The sequence below is a fragment of the Actinacidiphila sp. bgisy160 genome (genome assembly GCF_965342435.1).
Classification (GTDB): domain Bacteria; phylum Actinomycetota; class Actinomycetes; order Streptomycetales; family Streptomycetaceae; genus Actinacidiphila.
On the sequence record NZ_CBDRCM010000030.1, the window covers coordinates 60,355 to 75,115 of the forward strand.

Below are 14,761 nucleotides of genomic sequence, written 5' to 3' on the forward strand. Positions count from 1 at the left end.
TGCCCGCCGGCGGCCAGCGCCCCACGCCCGCGGACTACCGAGCCAACCAATTGAGAAGTCTTCTCAAGGGATGGGGGCCGAGGGGTCGCCTGCCGACACGGCCAGCGGAGAGCAGCACGGCGCGGGAACGGCGGATTTTGTGACGCCGCCGAGCCACCCCACCGCGATCCGCAGTGGCGCGCTCGCCGGGCTCGGGCGACGCGCACACCGGTGTTCGGCGACTGCCCACAGGCCGCCTTGACGACAGCCTCCGGCAACCGGGGGCAACGAAGAAGGGAGCAGGTGCCTGGGTGCCGCACACCCAGGCAGCTGCTCCCTTCCCGGATCTGCCCCGGCGTACTTGAGTCAAGGAGGCGGCGGCCGCCGCCGAGACACCATGAGGGATCAACATGACCACGTCACAACCCAAGGCCGTTCTCATCACCGGCGCCAGCAGCGGCATCGGCGAGGCCACCGCCCGCCGTCTGGCCGAGCTCGGCCACCGTGTTCTCCTTGGCGCCCGCCGGACCGAGCGCCTTGCCGCACTTGCCGGGGAACTGCGCGCGGAGGGGGCCCAGGTTTCCCACCACGAGTTGGATGTGACCAGCCTTGACTCCATGCGTGCCTTCGCCGCCGCCGGACTGGAGGCGTTCGGGCACATCGACGTCCTCGTCAACAACGCCGGAGTGATGCCGCTCTCGCCGATCGCCGATCTGCGGATCGCCGAATGGGAGCAGATGATCGATGTCAATCTGCGTGGCGTGCTCCACGGCATCGCCGCCGTGCTGCCTCAGATGCAGCGGCAGGCAGCAGGGCACATCGTGAATGTGTCCTCGGTGTCCGGGCACCGGGTGGACCCTACCGCTGCGGTCTACAGCGCCACGAAATTCGCTGTGGCAGCGGTGTCCGAAGGACTGCGCCAGGAGAGCCGGGACATCCGCGTCACTGTCATCAGTCCCGGCTTCACACAGAGCGAGCTGACGCACCGGGGCGGCTCGGCACAGGCCCAGGCCGCGGCCCGCGCGGCCGCCGAGCAACTGGCGATCCCCGCCTCGGCCATCGCGGACGCGATCGCCTTCGCCATCGACCAGCCCGCCAACGTCGACGTCAACGAGCTGATCGTGCGACCCACCGCTCAGGGCTGACATCCGAAACGGCTGGAAACGACACGCTTCACATGCGCATCGAGACATTGGCGCGCGCTGTGCCGTGACCGCGTAGGTCCGCGAGGTTGGCGGTCGGGGCGGTTGGATGTGTGGTGACGTTCGTTCCGGCTGCTGGAGGTGCGGTGGCTGGGCCTGTGCGGGTGCGCAGACCGACCGATCAGGAGGGGCAGAAGCTGCGGCAGATCGTGCGCCGGGGCAGCACCAGTTCGGTGTGCTACCGGCGCGCGATGATGCTGCCGGCCTCGGCGGGCGGGAACCGGATGCCGGTGATCGCCCAGCGGGTCCAACGGCGGCGGCTGCTGGGCCGAGCAGACCAAGCCGACCAGGTACCGGCGAGCTACCACCGCGCCCACGGCGTCCGGTATTTTTGTCCAGACCCGGGCACTGCACGCTACCTGCGCTGACGCAACACCCATGCCCGCCACCCCGACGTCCTCGCCGCCCAACACCGAGAGAGCGCCCGCATCCGCAGCGAGAAACGCGTCCGCTGGGCCGGATGCCCACTCGCCCCAGCGGCCTGGAACCCGCCCAGCCCATGCGGTCAGACCCGAATCCGCCGGTAGCGGCCGACGGTGGTGCAGTTGTGCTCGCCGTCGGCTGCTGAACTGCGTGATCGGGGTGGTGGGTAGGGGTGGGACCCGGCTGTCGTGCCGGGCGGACGGCTTTCCACGGGCGGCGCCGCGCACTCAGGCCGGAAGCTGGAGTATCCGCGCCGGGCCCGGAGCCGGGCTGCCTGGTCACCCGGTTATCCGCCGTCGACGACACGGCAGCGCGGGAGCTCCTCGACGAACTGCGCGCCATCGAAGTGACGGTCGTGGCCGAGCCCGGCCACCTCGCCTACAACGTCTTCGCCGACCAGGACGACCCAAGAACCTCTACGTGATCGAGACCTGGGCGGTCGCTACTGACGCAAAGCGGCACGGGGACCTCGTCATCGGCGACGGCACCGTGGCCGGATCGCGAGGGCTGCTGCGATGGCTGTGCCGAGGAAGACGTAGCCGCGCTTGTCGTACCTGGTGGCCACGGCCCGGTGCTGCCTTACCGCTTTTCGTCGAAGCCGGGTGGCCGTCCGCCGCGTGAGCCTTTGCGCTGGCGGACGGCCTGGCCGTCGGTCTTCGCCCTGCCGCCGCCGACTAGGTGGGGGTCAGCCGGGCCGTGGCGACGTGCTGTGTCAAACGCACGAGCGGCGTCCGCGGCTCGGTCGCTCCCGCCGCCGGTTCCGCCCCGGCCGGCCTCAGCCCACCGCCTTCTTGACGAGCGCGCTTATGCGCTGCTCGTCGGCTGCGGTCACCTCCGTCAGGGCGTAGGCGGTCGGCCACATGGCGGCGTCGTCGAGTGCCGCCTGGTCGCTGAATCCGAGCGTGGCATACCTCGACTTGAACTTCTGCGCGCTCTGGAAGTGGCAGACGACCTTGCCGTCTCTGGCGTAGGCCGGCATCCCGTACCAGAGCTTGGGCGTGAGGCATGGAGCGGCAGCCTTGACGATGGCGTGGATCCGCTCGGCGAGGACACGGTCCGCCTCCGGCATCTCGGCGATCTTCGCGAGCACATCCCGCTCCGCCGCCGCCTCCTTCTCCGCCCGTGAACCGCCCCGGGCCGCTGTCCTCTTCTGCTCCTGCGCGTGCTCCTTCATCGCGGCCCGCTCCTCGGCGGTGAATCCGCTGTAGTGCTCGACGGCCGTGCCGGAGTTCTCGGCAGTCGGCTTCGTGTGCTGCATGGCAGATTTCCTCTCGTGCAGGGGTGAGGCAGGTCGGGGCGGGGGTCAGAACCGGGAGTCAGGACTGCGCAGGCGCCGTGGACGGCGCGGGGGTGGGCGGCGTGGCGGCCTCCCAGGCGAATCCGTCCGGGTCGGTGAAGGGGCCCGTGGTGCCGCCGAGGACGATGCGGTGCGAGCCGGAGCCGTCGGCGGGGACACCGAGGTCCTTGGCCAGGCCGCGGCGCTTGTACAGCGCAAGCTTGACGGGGCTCGACTCGTCCGAGGCGAACTCGGCGTACTTGCCGCCGAAGCTTTTGGCCACGGTGAGGCCCCGGCTGACGTAGAACTGCTTGCTGGCCTTCACATCCTCGACGCCGAGCAGGAGGACGATCTCGTCGATCTCGCGGGTGGCCGGGCCGGTGTCCTTCTTCGCCGAGGTCGCGACCTTCCAGATCGTCCCGTCCGGCGCCTGGACGACGCCGCCATAGCCCCATAGCGACTTCCCGGCGGGCTTGACCACCGTGGCGCCGGCGTCCACGGCGGCGTCGAGGAAGCTGTCGACAGTGGCCGGCCGGGACACCGTGAGAGCCAGGGTGAAGCCACGGAATCCGGTGGAGTGCGCCGCGGACGCCCGCAGGCTTATGTGGCTCTCCACTCCGAAGGCGGTGTAGAAGCGGTGGGCGGCAGCCGGGTCGGCCACCTCGAGGGTCAGGGACGCGAGGGACGTCATGGATGCGGTGGTTGCCATGGCCATCACGCTAGGGGCTGCTCGGCGGCCGGAGCTTCTCGATTCCTGACCGGTCTTGTCACCTGCTTCGCCACACAGGCCGGCATTCCCTCCACCGTGACCGCAGGCCCCGCATCACCGCCCGGACGTGCGGCATCGGCGCTGTCGGCCTGCGCATCCGCCGCGCGGCTCCGGAACGCCCCGGGCGGCATGCCGACCAGCTCGGTGAAGCGGGTGGTGAACGTGCCCAGCGATGCGCAGCCGACCGCGAAGCAGACCTCGGTGACGCTGAGGTCGCCACGGCGCAGCAGCGCCGTCGCGCGCTCAATGCGACGCGTCATCAAATACGCGTACGGCGACTCGCCGTAGGCAGCCCGGAACTGCCGGCTGAGGTGCCCAGCGGACATGTTGACACCGCGGGCGAGCGCCTCCACGTTCAGCGGCTGCGCGTACTCCCTGTCGATCCTGTCGCGGACGCGGCGCAGCCGCGCGAGGTCGGTCAGGCGTTGCGCCTGGACGCGTGCACGCCGCCACTCGGGCTGACACATGGGAAACTCCCCCTCTCCTTTCCTCTTCCATCGACGTCTGGGAACGCCTGGGGTGCCTGCCGAGACGTCGCGCCCCAGGCGCTCGGTGACCAGGCCCGGCCCGCCCGAGCCCCGCCCAGCCGGTCGGGCGACCGCCGGACCGCAGCGGGACACACTCCGTGACCCTGCCGGTGCAACGAGAACGCGGACGTGCCCCTGGTGGGCGGCCGGCAGGGCCGGCACCGCTGCGACGGTGCGCCGCGCTGTGCGAGGCGGTCGCGGTGCTGGTCGGCGCGGCCACATCGATGCCCGTACGGCTCAGCGGACCTCCTGGATGCGGACCAGATTGCCCGCGGGGTCGCGGAAGGCGCAGTCACGGATGCCGTACGGCTGCTCGGTCGGCTCCTGGACGACCTCGGTGTCACCGGCTTGCACCTTCTCGAACGTGGCATCAAGGTCCGGGGTGGCCAGCAGGATCCAGCCGTAGGTGCCCTTGGCCATCATCTCCGTGATGGTGCGGCGCTCGTCCTCGGTGACTCCCGGGTCGGCGGCGGGTGGCGCCAGGAGGAGGGATGTGTCGGGCTGACCTGCCGGGCCGACGGTGATCCAGCGCATCCTGCCCTGCCCGGCGTCGCTGCGGACCTCGAAGCCGAGGACGTCGCGGTAGAACGCGAGCGACGCGTCCGGATCATCGTGCGGCAGGAAGCTCGAGTGAATGGTGATGTCCATGACGATCAGGCTAGGCGCGCCCCAGTGACTCGCGCTTCTCGATTCCTGATCTGTCCGGCGACGCTCCGACGTTTCCGGGCGCTGTCGCGGGAACATTCCGCGTGAACCGGCCGCCCGAAGGGGCCCGTATCGGCTCCCCGGTCGCCTGCGGGGCGCACACCAGACGCCGCACCCGCACACGGACCACCACCCGGCGCCCGTCGACCGGAACGTCGGCCACCGTCCGCCAGTGATAGCCGTGCACCCGCCCCGACGATGCCCCGCACACCGGGCAGACCGCGGTGTCCAACGGCGTCACATGAAGGCCAACGACTGAGACAGGGCCCTTAAAATTGAACTAGCGCTCAGCTGGATACTGGATTCACGTCGCCGGCTGCGGTGTGGGGTACGGCGCCTTGGGCGAGCTTCAGTCGCGTCCAGACATTCATGTTGATGATGACGGCGGCGATCTCCGCGACCTCGGTCTCGTTGAAGTGGTTGATCAGCTCTTCGTGCAGGGCCGGAAACGTGTTCAAGTCGTAGTCCGTCAGCCCTTCACAATACGCCAGAGCGGCCCGTTCGGATGCGTGGAACATCTCGCTCTGACGCCAGCTCGCGAGGTGCGCGACCTTGTCCGGGTTGATTCCCTTTTCCAGTGCCGTTCTCGTATGGAGGATCAGGCAGTAGGAACAGGGCGTAAGCTGTGCGACACGCAACCTGATCAGTTGGGCGAGTTGACCGTCGATGGTGAGCTCGGCCTTGTATCCGAAGGCTTGCGCCATCTGTCCGGCGAGGGAGTGAAAGGACGTCAGATCGGGGTCGAACCGCAGATTAGTGTATGCTACATCGCTCATCGGTTTTCCGATTTCTGTTTGGCGTGAAAACTCAATCGGCGACTAGCGTGGATACGCGATGGACGTCAAACCGTTTCTGGGCTTCTTGTCGACTCGTTCCACTCTAGTGTCATGGGACAGAAACGGCGAGGCCAAGTCTCCGCCTGGCGTGGCAGGCGGAGACACCATTTTGCCTAGGTATTCGGCGAGGGCTTTGATGATTTCGTCGGCGGCCTCTGGGCGCCGGCTGAGCCGCCCATGGCCGGGCCTGCGGATGGCACGCCATCGCCGTCGGGCCGCCAAAGGCTGGTCGACCACCTCTCTGGCTTGCCACCTCAGGCGGCACCTGGGGCTACTGGAAACGGCCGTCGAAGCTGGTGCCGCTCCTCAGATCGGAGAACCGGAGGCCGACGACTGCTCCCCCTTCCACCACCCATCGCAGATCGTAGGACGCTTGGTAGGAGGGCGGCCAGAAAGAGCTGAAGCGGCCATTCTCGTCGACGGACCAGGTGCCCTCCGTCTGGCGTCCGCTCTCGAAGTAGGAGGTGGTTCCGTCGGGTCGGAAGGTCTGGGTCGTGCCATCGCCGTAGGCCAGGCGGCCTGCGGTGACGGCGGTGGGGATCTGGTCAGGCGGCACGATCGCGCCGTCTTCCGGGTGCAGGCTGTCGATCTTCCCGGTCACTGTGCGGTCCTTCTCCCGGGCCCGACGGTGCCGCTGCTCGTGCGGCCCGTCGGGCGTCTTGTGGCTCAGCGCGCGCAAGATGACTTCGTTGAAGGGGACCTGCTCGATTGTCTTGGCCGGCTCCGCTGCGTGGAGGTGAGTCGACCTCTTGGGCGCCGCAGCACATGAGCGCTTTCCGTACTGCTTACACGGTACCGGCTGGGACCATGCTGGGCCCCGAGGGCCGATGACCGCAACGAGGGCGGGGCCCCGAGCCCGGACGGCAACGGCGGCTCGGCACCCGGTCTCTCTCGGCGGCGTCCTCTCCCGTCGTCCCCGAGACACTCAGGTACTGGTCGTAGCCCTCCGTCCGGGAAGCCGGTCAAGTCCATGAGGATTCCGTCCAGTTGCCGCCGGCTCCGGCGAAGGGCCCCACAGGCACGCGATCGCATTGTGGCGCGTTTGGCCACGCTCGCCCTCCGCACTTCGCCGTCATCTCGTGACGAACTACAACGCGGCACGGGGCGACGGCCGTCGCGGCACCGCGGAACACAGGGCCCTCAGATGTGGATCTGACGCTGGAATGGTGCCGCCGGAGGGGGCCTCGTGACGCTGGCCGCGGCGGCTTCCGGACGGCCGGCGGACGGCGACGCACCAGCGGCCGCGGGAACCGGGGCCCGCGCTGTCCGCCCGCGCAGGTCGAGCCGGACGCCATCTTCGTACGCGACGGCACGATGATGGCGTCGGACCGGGGCGGCGTGGAGCCCACGAACGACACGGCCTCCGCATCCGGTGGTCCAGCAGCACGTTCACCGCGACCTCGTCGCTGTGCCCGATGTTGAGCACACCATCGGGCACGCCGGCCCCGCAGCGCCGCCGCGGTCTGGCGCCGGCCGCATCATCGGAAACTTAGATTAGAATGACCATCTAACGCGCACATCCACTCAGGAAAGAGGACGACCATGTCCACACACAAGTCCGGTACGGCGCTCATCACCGGCGCGACCGCAGGTCTGGGCGCCGCCTACGCCGAGGAACTGGCGGCGCGGGGGCACAGCCTGCTGCTCGTCGCCCGCGACCAGGCGCGGCTGGAGTCCGCCGCGGCGAACCTCGCGGAGCGTTTCGGCGTCGAGGTCTCGGTGCTGAGCGCCGACCTGGCCACGCCGAAGGGCATGCGGAGCGTCGAGGACCGCCTGGCCACCGACCCCTCGATCGGCACGCTGGTGAACAACGCCGGCAGTGCCCTGTTCGGCCCCCTGTCCGCGGCGGACCCGGACCGGCTGGAGTGGCTGATCACCTTCAACCTGACCTCCACCACCAGGCTGGCGGCCGCCGCCGCGAAGGCGTTCTCCGTCCGGGGCTCGGGCACGATCGTCAACATCTCGTCCGCCCTCGCCCTCAACATCCTGCCGGTGGGCGCCGTGTACAGCGGGACGAAGGCGTACGTGATCGCGTTCAGCCAGTCCCTGGCGCAGGAGTTCGCCGATTCCGGCGTCCGGGTGCAGGTCGTGGTGCCCGGTGCGCTGGAGACGGCGATCTGGGACGGTTCGGGCATCGAACTGGAGCAGTTGCCCAAGGAGGCCGTCATGGCACCCCGCGACGCGGCACGGGCCGCGCTCGCCGGTCTCGACGCCGGTGAACTGGTCACGATCCCCTCACTGCCGGAGTACGCCCGGTGGGAGGAGTACGACAACGCCCGCCAGCAGCTGGTCCCGGGCCTGTCCCTCACGCGCCCTGCCGGGCGCTACGCCCACTGACACCAGGGGCCGAGGGCCCACCGCCCCCGGCCCGCAGTCGGCGTCTTCGGGCGGGAGCCGACATGAGGGCCGGCTGTCTGCCGTGCGGCACACCGGCAAAGGGATCTTCCCGGTCCTCGGCTGGCACGGTGGGACCCGGCCGACCACTGCCACCGCGCCCCATGGGCCCCCGTCCTACGGCCAGGGGCCGTCAGGACGGGTAGCGGCCCCGCCCTCACGGCCGCCGTTCCCGGCGACATCACCGCCTCAGCCGCCCGCCGGGCCGCTGCGTGCACCGCCGGCAGCGGGACAGGCCACGGATTCAGGCGCCGGAGGCGCCGGCCGCGGGCCCGGCGGCACGAGGCACGCCCCGCGCATCCCGCACGCACCCCTGCGGGGCGTCGAGAGGTTCAGCACACCAGCTGGCGTACACGTCAGTTCGCCGGCCGGCCGCCCTCGACAGCCCCCGCTGCCGCCGCATGCGCGGCGTGCAGGATCTGCTCCGACAAAGGCGTGCCCGCGGTGGCGCGGGCAAGGAGTATGCCGCCGACGAGCGTGGCATACGCGGCCAGCCCTGCGTCGCCAGGCGCGATCCACTCCGCGAGCTCCTGGACGCCCCTGGCGTAGGTCTGCCGGTGTTCGGGCTCACGCGCGACGTCGCCCGCGAAGCCGGCTGCGGGGCAGCCGGTGCCGGGGTCATCGCGGTGCTCGACGGAGAGGTAGGACTCCAGCAGCGATTGCCACGCCGCCTCGTGCCCCCCAGCCTCACGGTCCAGAGCCACAAGGTCTTGCAGGTTGTCGGCGAAGGCCTTGGCGGTCGCCTCGTCGACGAGCGCGGCCTTGGAGGCGAACTGCTTGTAGAAGCCGCCCTGGGTGAGTCCGATCGTCTTCATCACGTCCGCGATGCCGACCTTGGCGATACCGTTCTGGCGGAACAGCCGGGAGGCCGCGGCCACCGTTCGCTCCCGGTTGGCCTTCGCCTCCGTTTGCGATACGCGACTCATCCCTTACCCTCCGTAATGCTCACTGGCCCTCTGCCGCATCGCGGGCGGTCACGACGACCAGCGGACCCACACCCTCTCAGATTACCCCTGACGTCTATCGCCCTCCGTCGGCTGCCGGCAGGACACGGCCCGGCAGGCACCCCGGCCTGGTCCCGCGGGCGACTGACGGCTGCGACACTGCGCCGGTCGGTGGCCGATGGCCGTGGCGTGGATCAGGACCATCACCTGCCGGTCGGACGGTGGATGTCCCGTGCCTACGGCAGGACGCGGATGACGGTCTTCCCGAGGCGTCGCGTGGTCGGGTTGAGGGCACCGACGGCATCGTCGAGGCTCGCGACGTCACCAATGTTGGTCCGCAGCCGTCCGTCCCGCACCCGCTGCACGATCTCACCGAGTTCGACGCGATCGGCTTCGACGACGAAGTCAATGGCCAGGCCGTCGGCGGGCCGTGCGACTACGCGTCTATCCGGCATAGTCACCGGGCGGCAAGTCGTCGACCCCGGCCGATGCCGGCCCTGCTCGGCCTATAAACGGGCCAGCTTGCCCCGGTCGAGAAACCCTTGTCCCGCCTGCTCCACTGCGTACGCGGCCACAAGCCGATTCCAGCTGTACCGACCCGGGCCGATCTCCGAGACGAGGTGCGCTCGGGTGAGGCGCGAGAGGACCTGGCGGACCCGGCACTCGGGCCGTCCGGCCAGGTCCGCGACCTGCGATGCCGCGAACATAGGGTCGGGGCAGGCGCTCATGTCGCGGAAGAGCGCGGCTGTTTCCGTGTCGAGAAGGCGGTACGAGCGGGTGATGGACTCCCGGACGTCGAGCGCCTGGTCCTCCTCGCTCGCAAAGGCGTCGAGAGTCCTGTACTCCGGCACTTCGTACTCATCGGCCAGGCTCGCCAAACGCAGCTGTGGCCGATACGCCGCGCGGGCGGCGACGTTGGCCAGGGCCAAGGGAAGCTGCCCAGCCAGGCGGATGATGCGGTCGACGGCCTCTGGTTCAGCTGCTGTCCTCGCTGCGCCGAGCCGGCGCGTGAGGAGGGTGCGTGCGTCCGTCAGGCTCAGGGGCATGAGTGTGAGGGGAAGCGCCTGATAGGCAGCGACGAGCGCGTGCAGTTGCATGCGGCTGGTGACAAGGGCCATGGAACCGGAGCTTCCGGGGAGGAGATGCTTCAGCTGGTCCGTGCTCCATGCGTTGTCGAGCACAACGAGCACGCGCCGGCTGGCCAGCAGGCCCCGGAACATGAGCGCCCGTGCCTGCGCGGTCTCGGGCATGTCCTCGAGGCGGACCCCCAAGGACTGGAGGAAGTCCGCGAGCACATGCGCGGGGTCCCGCGGCTCCGCCTCCGGTCCGGCTCCCTGCAGATCTGCAAAGAGCTGGCCGTCAGGGAAGCGGTCGGCCAGACGGTGGGCGACGGTGACCGCGAAAGCCGTCTTTCCCACCCCGGCCAGTCCGCCGACCGTGCAGATGGCCACGGAGGACGACGCCTCTGCGTCGGCGACCAAGCGTTCGACCTGCTCCTGCTCACTCTCGCGACCGACCAGGCTCGGCAGGGCAGCCGGCAGCTGAGCCGGGGGGTGAGGCGGAGGCGTCCGTGTCGTGCCCTTCAGGGGCTCGGTGCTCCGTGGGAGCTGGAATCGCCCGGAGAGGATGCGCTCGTGGACTTGCTGCAGCTCCGGCGACGGACTGACGCCGAGACGCTGCCGCAGCAGGTGACTGGTCGTGTGGTAGATCGTCAAGGCCTCGGACTGCCGCCCGGCACCGTAGAGCGCGGTCATGAGGAGGCCGCATATGCGCTCTCGAAGCGGGTGCTCCACAAGCAGGGCGGACAGTTCCGCGGCAGCCTCGGTGTAGCGCCCTCTCTCCACTTCGCAAGCGAGCTGCTCCTCCACACAGGCGAGCCGCAGCTCGCCAAGGACGCTGCGCTGCTGGTCCGCGAACGGCCCCGGGACCCCCGCGAGGGCCACTCCTCTCCACATCTCGAGGGCCTCCGTCAGCAGGCTCGCCGCGACCGTCAGGTCGCCGGTGCCGCGGGCCTTCCTCGCCCTTGCCGTCGTCTCCTTGAACCTGTTCAGGTCCAGAGCGTCCGGTTGGATGCGCAGCAGGTAGCCCCCGTCGACCAGGCTCACGGAGCTGTCACTCTTGCCCCCCAGTGCCTGCCTGAGCCTGTAAACGTACGTGCGCACGGAGCCTACGGCCGACGGTGGGGCGTCGTCGCCCCACACGTCCTGCACCAGTCTCGAAAGGCTCACCGGCTTGCCCGCCCTGAGCAGCAGCGAAGCGAGCACGGCACACTGCCGCGGCTGACCGGCTCCGGCCTCGACCCCCTCTTTGTGCAGCCTGACTGGGCCGAGCACTGAGAACTCGACGCCTGCATGCATGGTGCTTACCGCCCTGGAGATCCTTGTGAGGCTTCGCTGCCTGGCTGTCCACTGGGGACCGCCTTCCCCAAACGTACCGCAGATCGGTCAATTCTTAGGACCAAACAGTCCTCTCATGACCGCAAGGCATCTGGTTTCAGGCCAGGTGGCCGCCGCCTGTGGCGGATGAGGCGCATGAAGCATGGACGAAAGCGTCCTCCCGCAGCACACATCTCGCCGGACCCCCTGTGCCCGTCGAGGTGAGTCCGGTCCCGCAAGCACGGAGGCCGCGACGAAACCCCGGTGCGTACCGGGAGTTCTCGGCGGCGCCACCCGACCTGGACGGCTTAGCGCACTCCCTCGCCCCCGGCTTGGTGTCCTCGGCGGACACGACATAGGGCTCGATACGGCTGATCGACATGCCCATGGCGATCCTCATGGGCTTGATGTCCTGGGCCGTCTGCGCCAAGGAGGTAGCCGCCTCGAAGGGCGGCCATGAGGCCGGTGGCGAGCTCTCCGGCGTCCGCGTCGACACAAAGGACTGCCGAGTCCTTCATCCGCTCCAGCCCGACGTAGAGCGGGCCCTCTCAGGTGTCGAAGTGCGGGCCATCGCCTTGCGCGCTTCTTCGTCCCTGTCGGCCGGCTCGCTCGCAGGGGAGCCGAGCGGGCAGCCGTACGCTCCGTTTCGGAGGCGGCCACGCTCCGCTTAATGGACCCACGGGCCCTTTCCACGATCCCCCGCCTCCAGAGCTCGGCCTCGATGCGGATCCTTCGCCCCGGGGCTCCATCGCCGCGCCGGCGAACTTCCCACCCAATGCGCCGCGCCACGCACGTCTTCCCGCACAGGCGGGGATGTCCGAACTTCAACCAGACGAATGCAAACCACACTGGGCACCGGCGGACGCTGCGGCTCGGCGGTGGGCAGGCGTGGAAGGGGACCGGCAAGCCGGCCCGCCGGATGCCCTGCCTCGACGGATGCCACCAGTGGTACCGTTGCCACCATGACCGCATCATCCGAGAAGAAGGCCATGAGCCTCCGGTTCCCCGACCCGGACCAGTACGAGGCCATCGCCACGGCCGCCAAGGCCGCCGGCGTGAGCCTGCAGGAGTACGTGCTCTCCGCCGCCTACGAGCGCGCCACTGCCATCGAGGTGAAGTTCCTCGAGGCCGCCCGGAGCGCCTACGAGTACACCCGCGAGGCCTTCGCCGAACTCGGAGACGACCAGCCCGACGAAGAGGCCCGTGTCCGGGAGGCGGCCGCCCGCGCGGAACTGGAGAACGACGAGCCCAACCGGGCCGGGGAGCGCGCCGCGTGAGTGTCGCCCCCATCGACGTACGCTTCCTGCTGCACGCGGCCGAGCACATCACGGGCGACCCGCAGGTGGAGGACTTGGGGCCGCTGTTCGCCGCCGTAGCCCGCACCCAGGCCCGCGCCATGGACCGCGACGTGTACGGTTCGGACGCCATCAAGGCCGCCGCGCTGCTCCACACCCTCGCCAAACTCCCGTGCCTGGAGTTTTCCAACCTGGCGTTCGCGTGGATGAGCGCGGTCGCCTACCTCCAGTTGCAGGGGCACAGGCTGGAGTACCAGCCGAAGGTCGCCGCCGACCTCGTCCGCGACGCCTCCGCCGGCCGCGTGGGCGTCTCGCAGATCGCCCGGCAGCTCCGTGCCTGGACCGTCCAGTGAGCACCGGGGAGTACATCCGCCGCCACAACGGCGTACCGGCCCGCCGAGGCCAGGAAACCACCTACTGAGATCCGGCTCAAAAGCCCCGCGAGGCGGTCACATCGGCTCCCGGAACCAGTACCTGCGGGTGCGCATGGACGGCGGCAAGCACATCTCGACCGTGCACCCTCGTGGGCGAGCGTCTGGCCGGCCATCCCCGACTTCGTGCCCCGCGGATGGTGTGACGGCGGCTGGGAAGACATGACGCTCCGCGCCGACGGCCCCGCCCGGTGGCAGCGCGGCAGGCAGTGCGCGGGCTTCGCGGCAAGGAACCGCGGGCGGGTGACGCACGAGGGTGCCCGCCGCGCCACGGCCGGCACCCGCCGGAAGCCCGCGGGCCACCGAGTACCGCGTCGCACGTCAGCACGCCCCGCTGACTGTCGACGGTCACGTAATTTCCCACCAGCTGCGAAAACTTCCGCGGCCGCATGTTCGGACCGCGCTGATGTCCCTGCGGCTGGTCATGCTCATGCGCTTTGCTCCGGTCGGCTCGGCTGATAAGAGCTACGAACCGGGTGACTTGACGAAGGCCGGCGGCGGCAAGGTTGCCGGTGTCGCGCTTGCGCCGGCCATGGCCAGGCCTCGGCTCTGCCGGTCTTTGCGGACCACGTACGGGATCTTGAGAGCACGAGCAGCCCATGGCAGGCTCATGCCGCATGATCGATGGATTCGCGAAAGCCAACCTGCACGGGAGACTGCGGCAGGACCGCAAGGCACTGCTCTGGAAACTCGACGGCTTGTCCGAATACGACGCCCGCCGGCCTTTGACAGCGACCGGCACCAACCTGCTCGGCCTGGTCAAACACGTGGCCAGCGTCGAGGCCAGGTACTTCGGCGAGGTCTTCGACCGCCCTTCCCCGGAACCGCTGCCCCGGTGGCAGGACTCCGACGGCAGCGATCTGTGGGCGACCGAGGACGAGACCCGCGATCAGATCACCGGGTTCTACCGGCGCACGTGGGAACACTCGGACGCGACGATCAACGAGCTTCCCCTCGACGCGCCCGGCCACGTGCCGTGGTGGCCGGAGCCTCATGCCGACACGAACCTGTTCGCCGTCATGGTCCATGTCCTCGGCGAGTCCATCCGGCATGCCGGGCACGCCGATATCCTGCGCGAGGGCCTCGACGGCCGGACCGGGCTGCGCGCCGAGCACGAGAGGCCGATCGACGAGAAAGCCCGTGCGACCTACCGCGCGAAGATCGAGCAGGCCGCCAGGTCGGCCGTATCAATCAGGGCTTAGAGGCTGCTCACGTGACGTGATCTTCGTGCGGCATGATGCCGGTCGTGGGCCTGATCCATCGAAGTGGGGACCTTGCCCCCTGATCTTGAGCCTCACCCCAGGAGACGACCCGGACCAGATCCTCCTCGTCCACGGCACCGAACCCAGCAGCCCGTCCTAGACCGCCCTGCGCCTGCCGGCCCAATGGAGCAGGGCGGCAGCCGATACCGGTGGCGTCACAGCGCAGCCCCAGGGGCGCACGCAGCCATGGAGATGGCCACGCCGCGGCCCCGCGAGGTCGATCCGGCCCGCGCAGCCGCAAAGTTGCAGCCGGTGCGAGCGTCCGTGCGGGTTCGCCGCATGCGTATGCCCCGGCCGCACCGGGCCGGGGCATACCGGGGATGTCAGCGTCCGGGGCAGCCCG

General features: G+C 69.7%; 15 protein-coding genes and 2 pseudogenes. 7 read left to right on the plus strand and 10 right to left on the minus strand.

What is annotated here, in order from left to right:
* The first annotated feature begins 389 nt into the window (after positions 1 to 389).
* From ACRWNP_RS22935 to ACRWNP_RS22945, 3 genes and pseudogenes are all read left to right on the plus strand, one after another.
* Complete coding sequence (locus ACRWNP_RS22935) at positions 390 to 1,124, plus strand: SDR family oxidoreductase (RefSeq protein ID WP_431964238.1); 735 nt, start codon at positions 390 to 392, stop codon at positions 1,122 to 1,124.
* A 143-nt stretch (positions 1,125 to 1,267) separates the two neighbouring features.
* Positions 1,268 to 1,432 (plus strand): annotated as a pseudogene (locus ACRWNP_RS22940) (IS630 family transposase); the annotation flags it as partial.
* Between the two features lie 344 nt (positions 1,433 to 1,776).
* Positions 1,777 to 2,028: a hypothetical protein gene (locus ACRWNP_RS22945; protein WP_431964240.1), complete on the plus strand. Its 252-nt coding sequence runs from the start codon at positions 1,777 to 1,779 to the stop codon at positions 2,026 to 2,028.
* Positions 2,029 to 2,379: 351 nt separating this feature from the next.
* On the opposite strand, the gene ACRWNP_RS22950 is transcribed toward ACRWNP_RS22945, so the two are convergent.
* The 7 genes and pseudogenes from ACRWNP_RS22950 to ACRWNP_RS22980 form a co-directional block, all read right to left on the minus strand.
* Positions 2,380 to 2,862, minus strand: a complete 483-nt coding sequence (locus tag ACRWNP_RS22950) for an iron chaperone (protein ID WP_431964242.1) — start codon at positions 2,860 to 2,862, stop codon at positions 2,380 to 2,382.
* Between the two features lie 58 nt (positions 2,863 to 2,920).
* The gene (locus ACRWNP_RS22955; protein ID WP_431964244.1) at positions 2,921 to 3,589 is read right to left on the minus strand and encodes a glyoxalase; all 669 of its coding nucleotides are present in this window, start codon (positions 3,587 to 3,589) and stop codon (positions 2,921 to 2,923) included.
* Positions 3,590 to 3,594: 5 nt separating this feature from the next.
* The gene (locus ACRWNP_RS22960) at positions 3,595 to 4,116 is read right to left on the minus strand and encodes a helix-turn-helix transcriptional regulator (RefSeq protein WP_431964246.1); all 522 of its coding nucleotides are present in this window, start codon (positions 4,114 to 4,116) and stop codon (positions 3,595 to 3,597) included.
* A gap of 297 nt (positions 4,117 to 4,413) precedes the next feature.
* The gene (locus tag ACRWNP_RS22965) at positions 4,414 to 4,824 is read right to left on the minus strand and encodes a VOC family protein (protein ID WP_431964248.1); all 411 of its coding nucleotides are present in this window, start codon (positions 4,822 to 4,824) and stop codon (positions 4,414 to 4,416) included.
* Positions 4,825 to 4,974: 150 nt separating this feature from the next.
* Positions 4,975 to 5,119, minus strand: a pseudogene (locus ACRWNP_RS22970) (transposase family protein); the annotation flags it as partial.
* A gap of 49 nt (positions 5,120 to 5,168) precedes the next feature.
* Positions 5,169 to 5,657, minus strand: a complete 489-nt coding sequence (locus tag ACRWNP_RS22975) for a carboxymuconolactone decarboxylase family protein (protein WP_431964250.1) — start codon at positions 5,655 to 5,657, stop codon at positions 5,169 to 5,171.
* Positions 5,658 to 5,988: 331 nt separating this feature from the next.
* Positions 5,989 to 6,318, minus strand: a complete 330-nt coding sequence (locus tag ACRWNP_RS22980) for a hypothetical protein (protein ID WP_431964252.1) — start codon at positions 6,316 to 6,318, stop codon at positions 5,989 to 5,991.
* A 941-nt stretch (positions 6,319 to 7,259) separates the two neighbouring features.
* Here ACRWNP_RS22980 and ACRWNP_RS22985 point away from each other — a divergent pair.
* On the plus strand, positions 7,260 to 8,054 hold the full coding sequence (locus tag ACRWNP_RS22985; RefSeq protein WP_431964254.1) for an SDR family NAD(P)-dependent oxidoreductase: 795 nt from the start codon (positions 7,260 to 7,262) through the stop codon (positions 8,052 to 8,054).
* A gap of 413 nt (positions 8,055 to 8,467) precedes the next feature.
* Here the strand turns inward: ACRWNP_RS22985 and ACRWNP_RS22990 are convergent, their stop codons facing one another.
* From ACRWNP_RS22990 to ACRWNP_RS23000, 3 genes are all read right to left on the minus strand, one after another.
* Positions 8,468 to 9,037, minus strand: coding sequence for a TetR/AcrR family transcriptional regulator (locus tag ACRWNP_RS22990; protein WP_431964256.1), 570 nt, complete (start codon positions 9,035 to 9,037; stop codon positions 8,468 to 8,470).
* Positions 9,038 to 9,291: 254 nt separating this feature from the next.
* Positions 9,292 to 9,510, minus strand: coding sequence for a hypothetical protein (locus tag ACRWNP_RS22995; RefSeq protein ID WP_431964258.1), 219 nt, complete (start codon positions 9,508 to 9,510; stop codon positions 9,292 to 9,294).
* Between the two features lie 51 nt (positions 9,511 to 9,561).
* Positions 9,562 to 11,412: a BTAD domain-containing putative transcriptional regulator gene (locus ACRWNP_RS23000; protein ID WP_431964260.1), complete on the minus strand. Its 1,851-nt coding sequence runs from the start codon at positions 11,410 to 11,412 to the stop codon at positions 9,562 to 9,564.
* A gap of 980 nt (positions 11,413 to 12,392) precedes the next feature.
* Here ACRWNP_RS23000 and ACRWNP_RS23005 point away from each other — a divergent pair.
* The 3 genes from ACRWNP_RS23005 to ACRWNP_RS23015 all read left to right on the plus strand — a co-directional run bounded on the left by ACRWNP_RS23005 (position 12,393) and on the right by ACRWNP_RS23015 (position 14,358).
* Entirely contained in the window at positions 12,393 to 12,707 is a 315-nt protein-coding gene (locus ACRWNP_RS23005; RefSeq protein ID WP_431964262.1) for a DUF1778 domain-containing protein, read from the plus strand.
* A complete protein-coding gene (locus tag ACRWNP_RS23010) occupies positions 12,704 to 13,078 on the plus strand; it encodes a fic family toxin-antitoxin system, toxin component (protein WP_431964264.1) in 375 nt (124 codons plus the stop codon). The genes ACRWNP_RS23005 and ACRWNP_RS23010 overlap by 4 nt, the downstream gene beginning before the upstream one ends.
* A gap of 695 nt (positions 13,079 to 13,773) precedes the next feature.
* A complete protein-coding gene (locus tag ACRWNP_RS23015) occupies positions 13,774 to 14,358 on the plus strand; it encodes a DinB family protein (RefSeq protein WP_431964266.1) in 585 nt (194 codons plus the stop codon).
* The last annotated feature ends 403 nt before the right edge of the window (positions 14,359 to 14,761 follow it).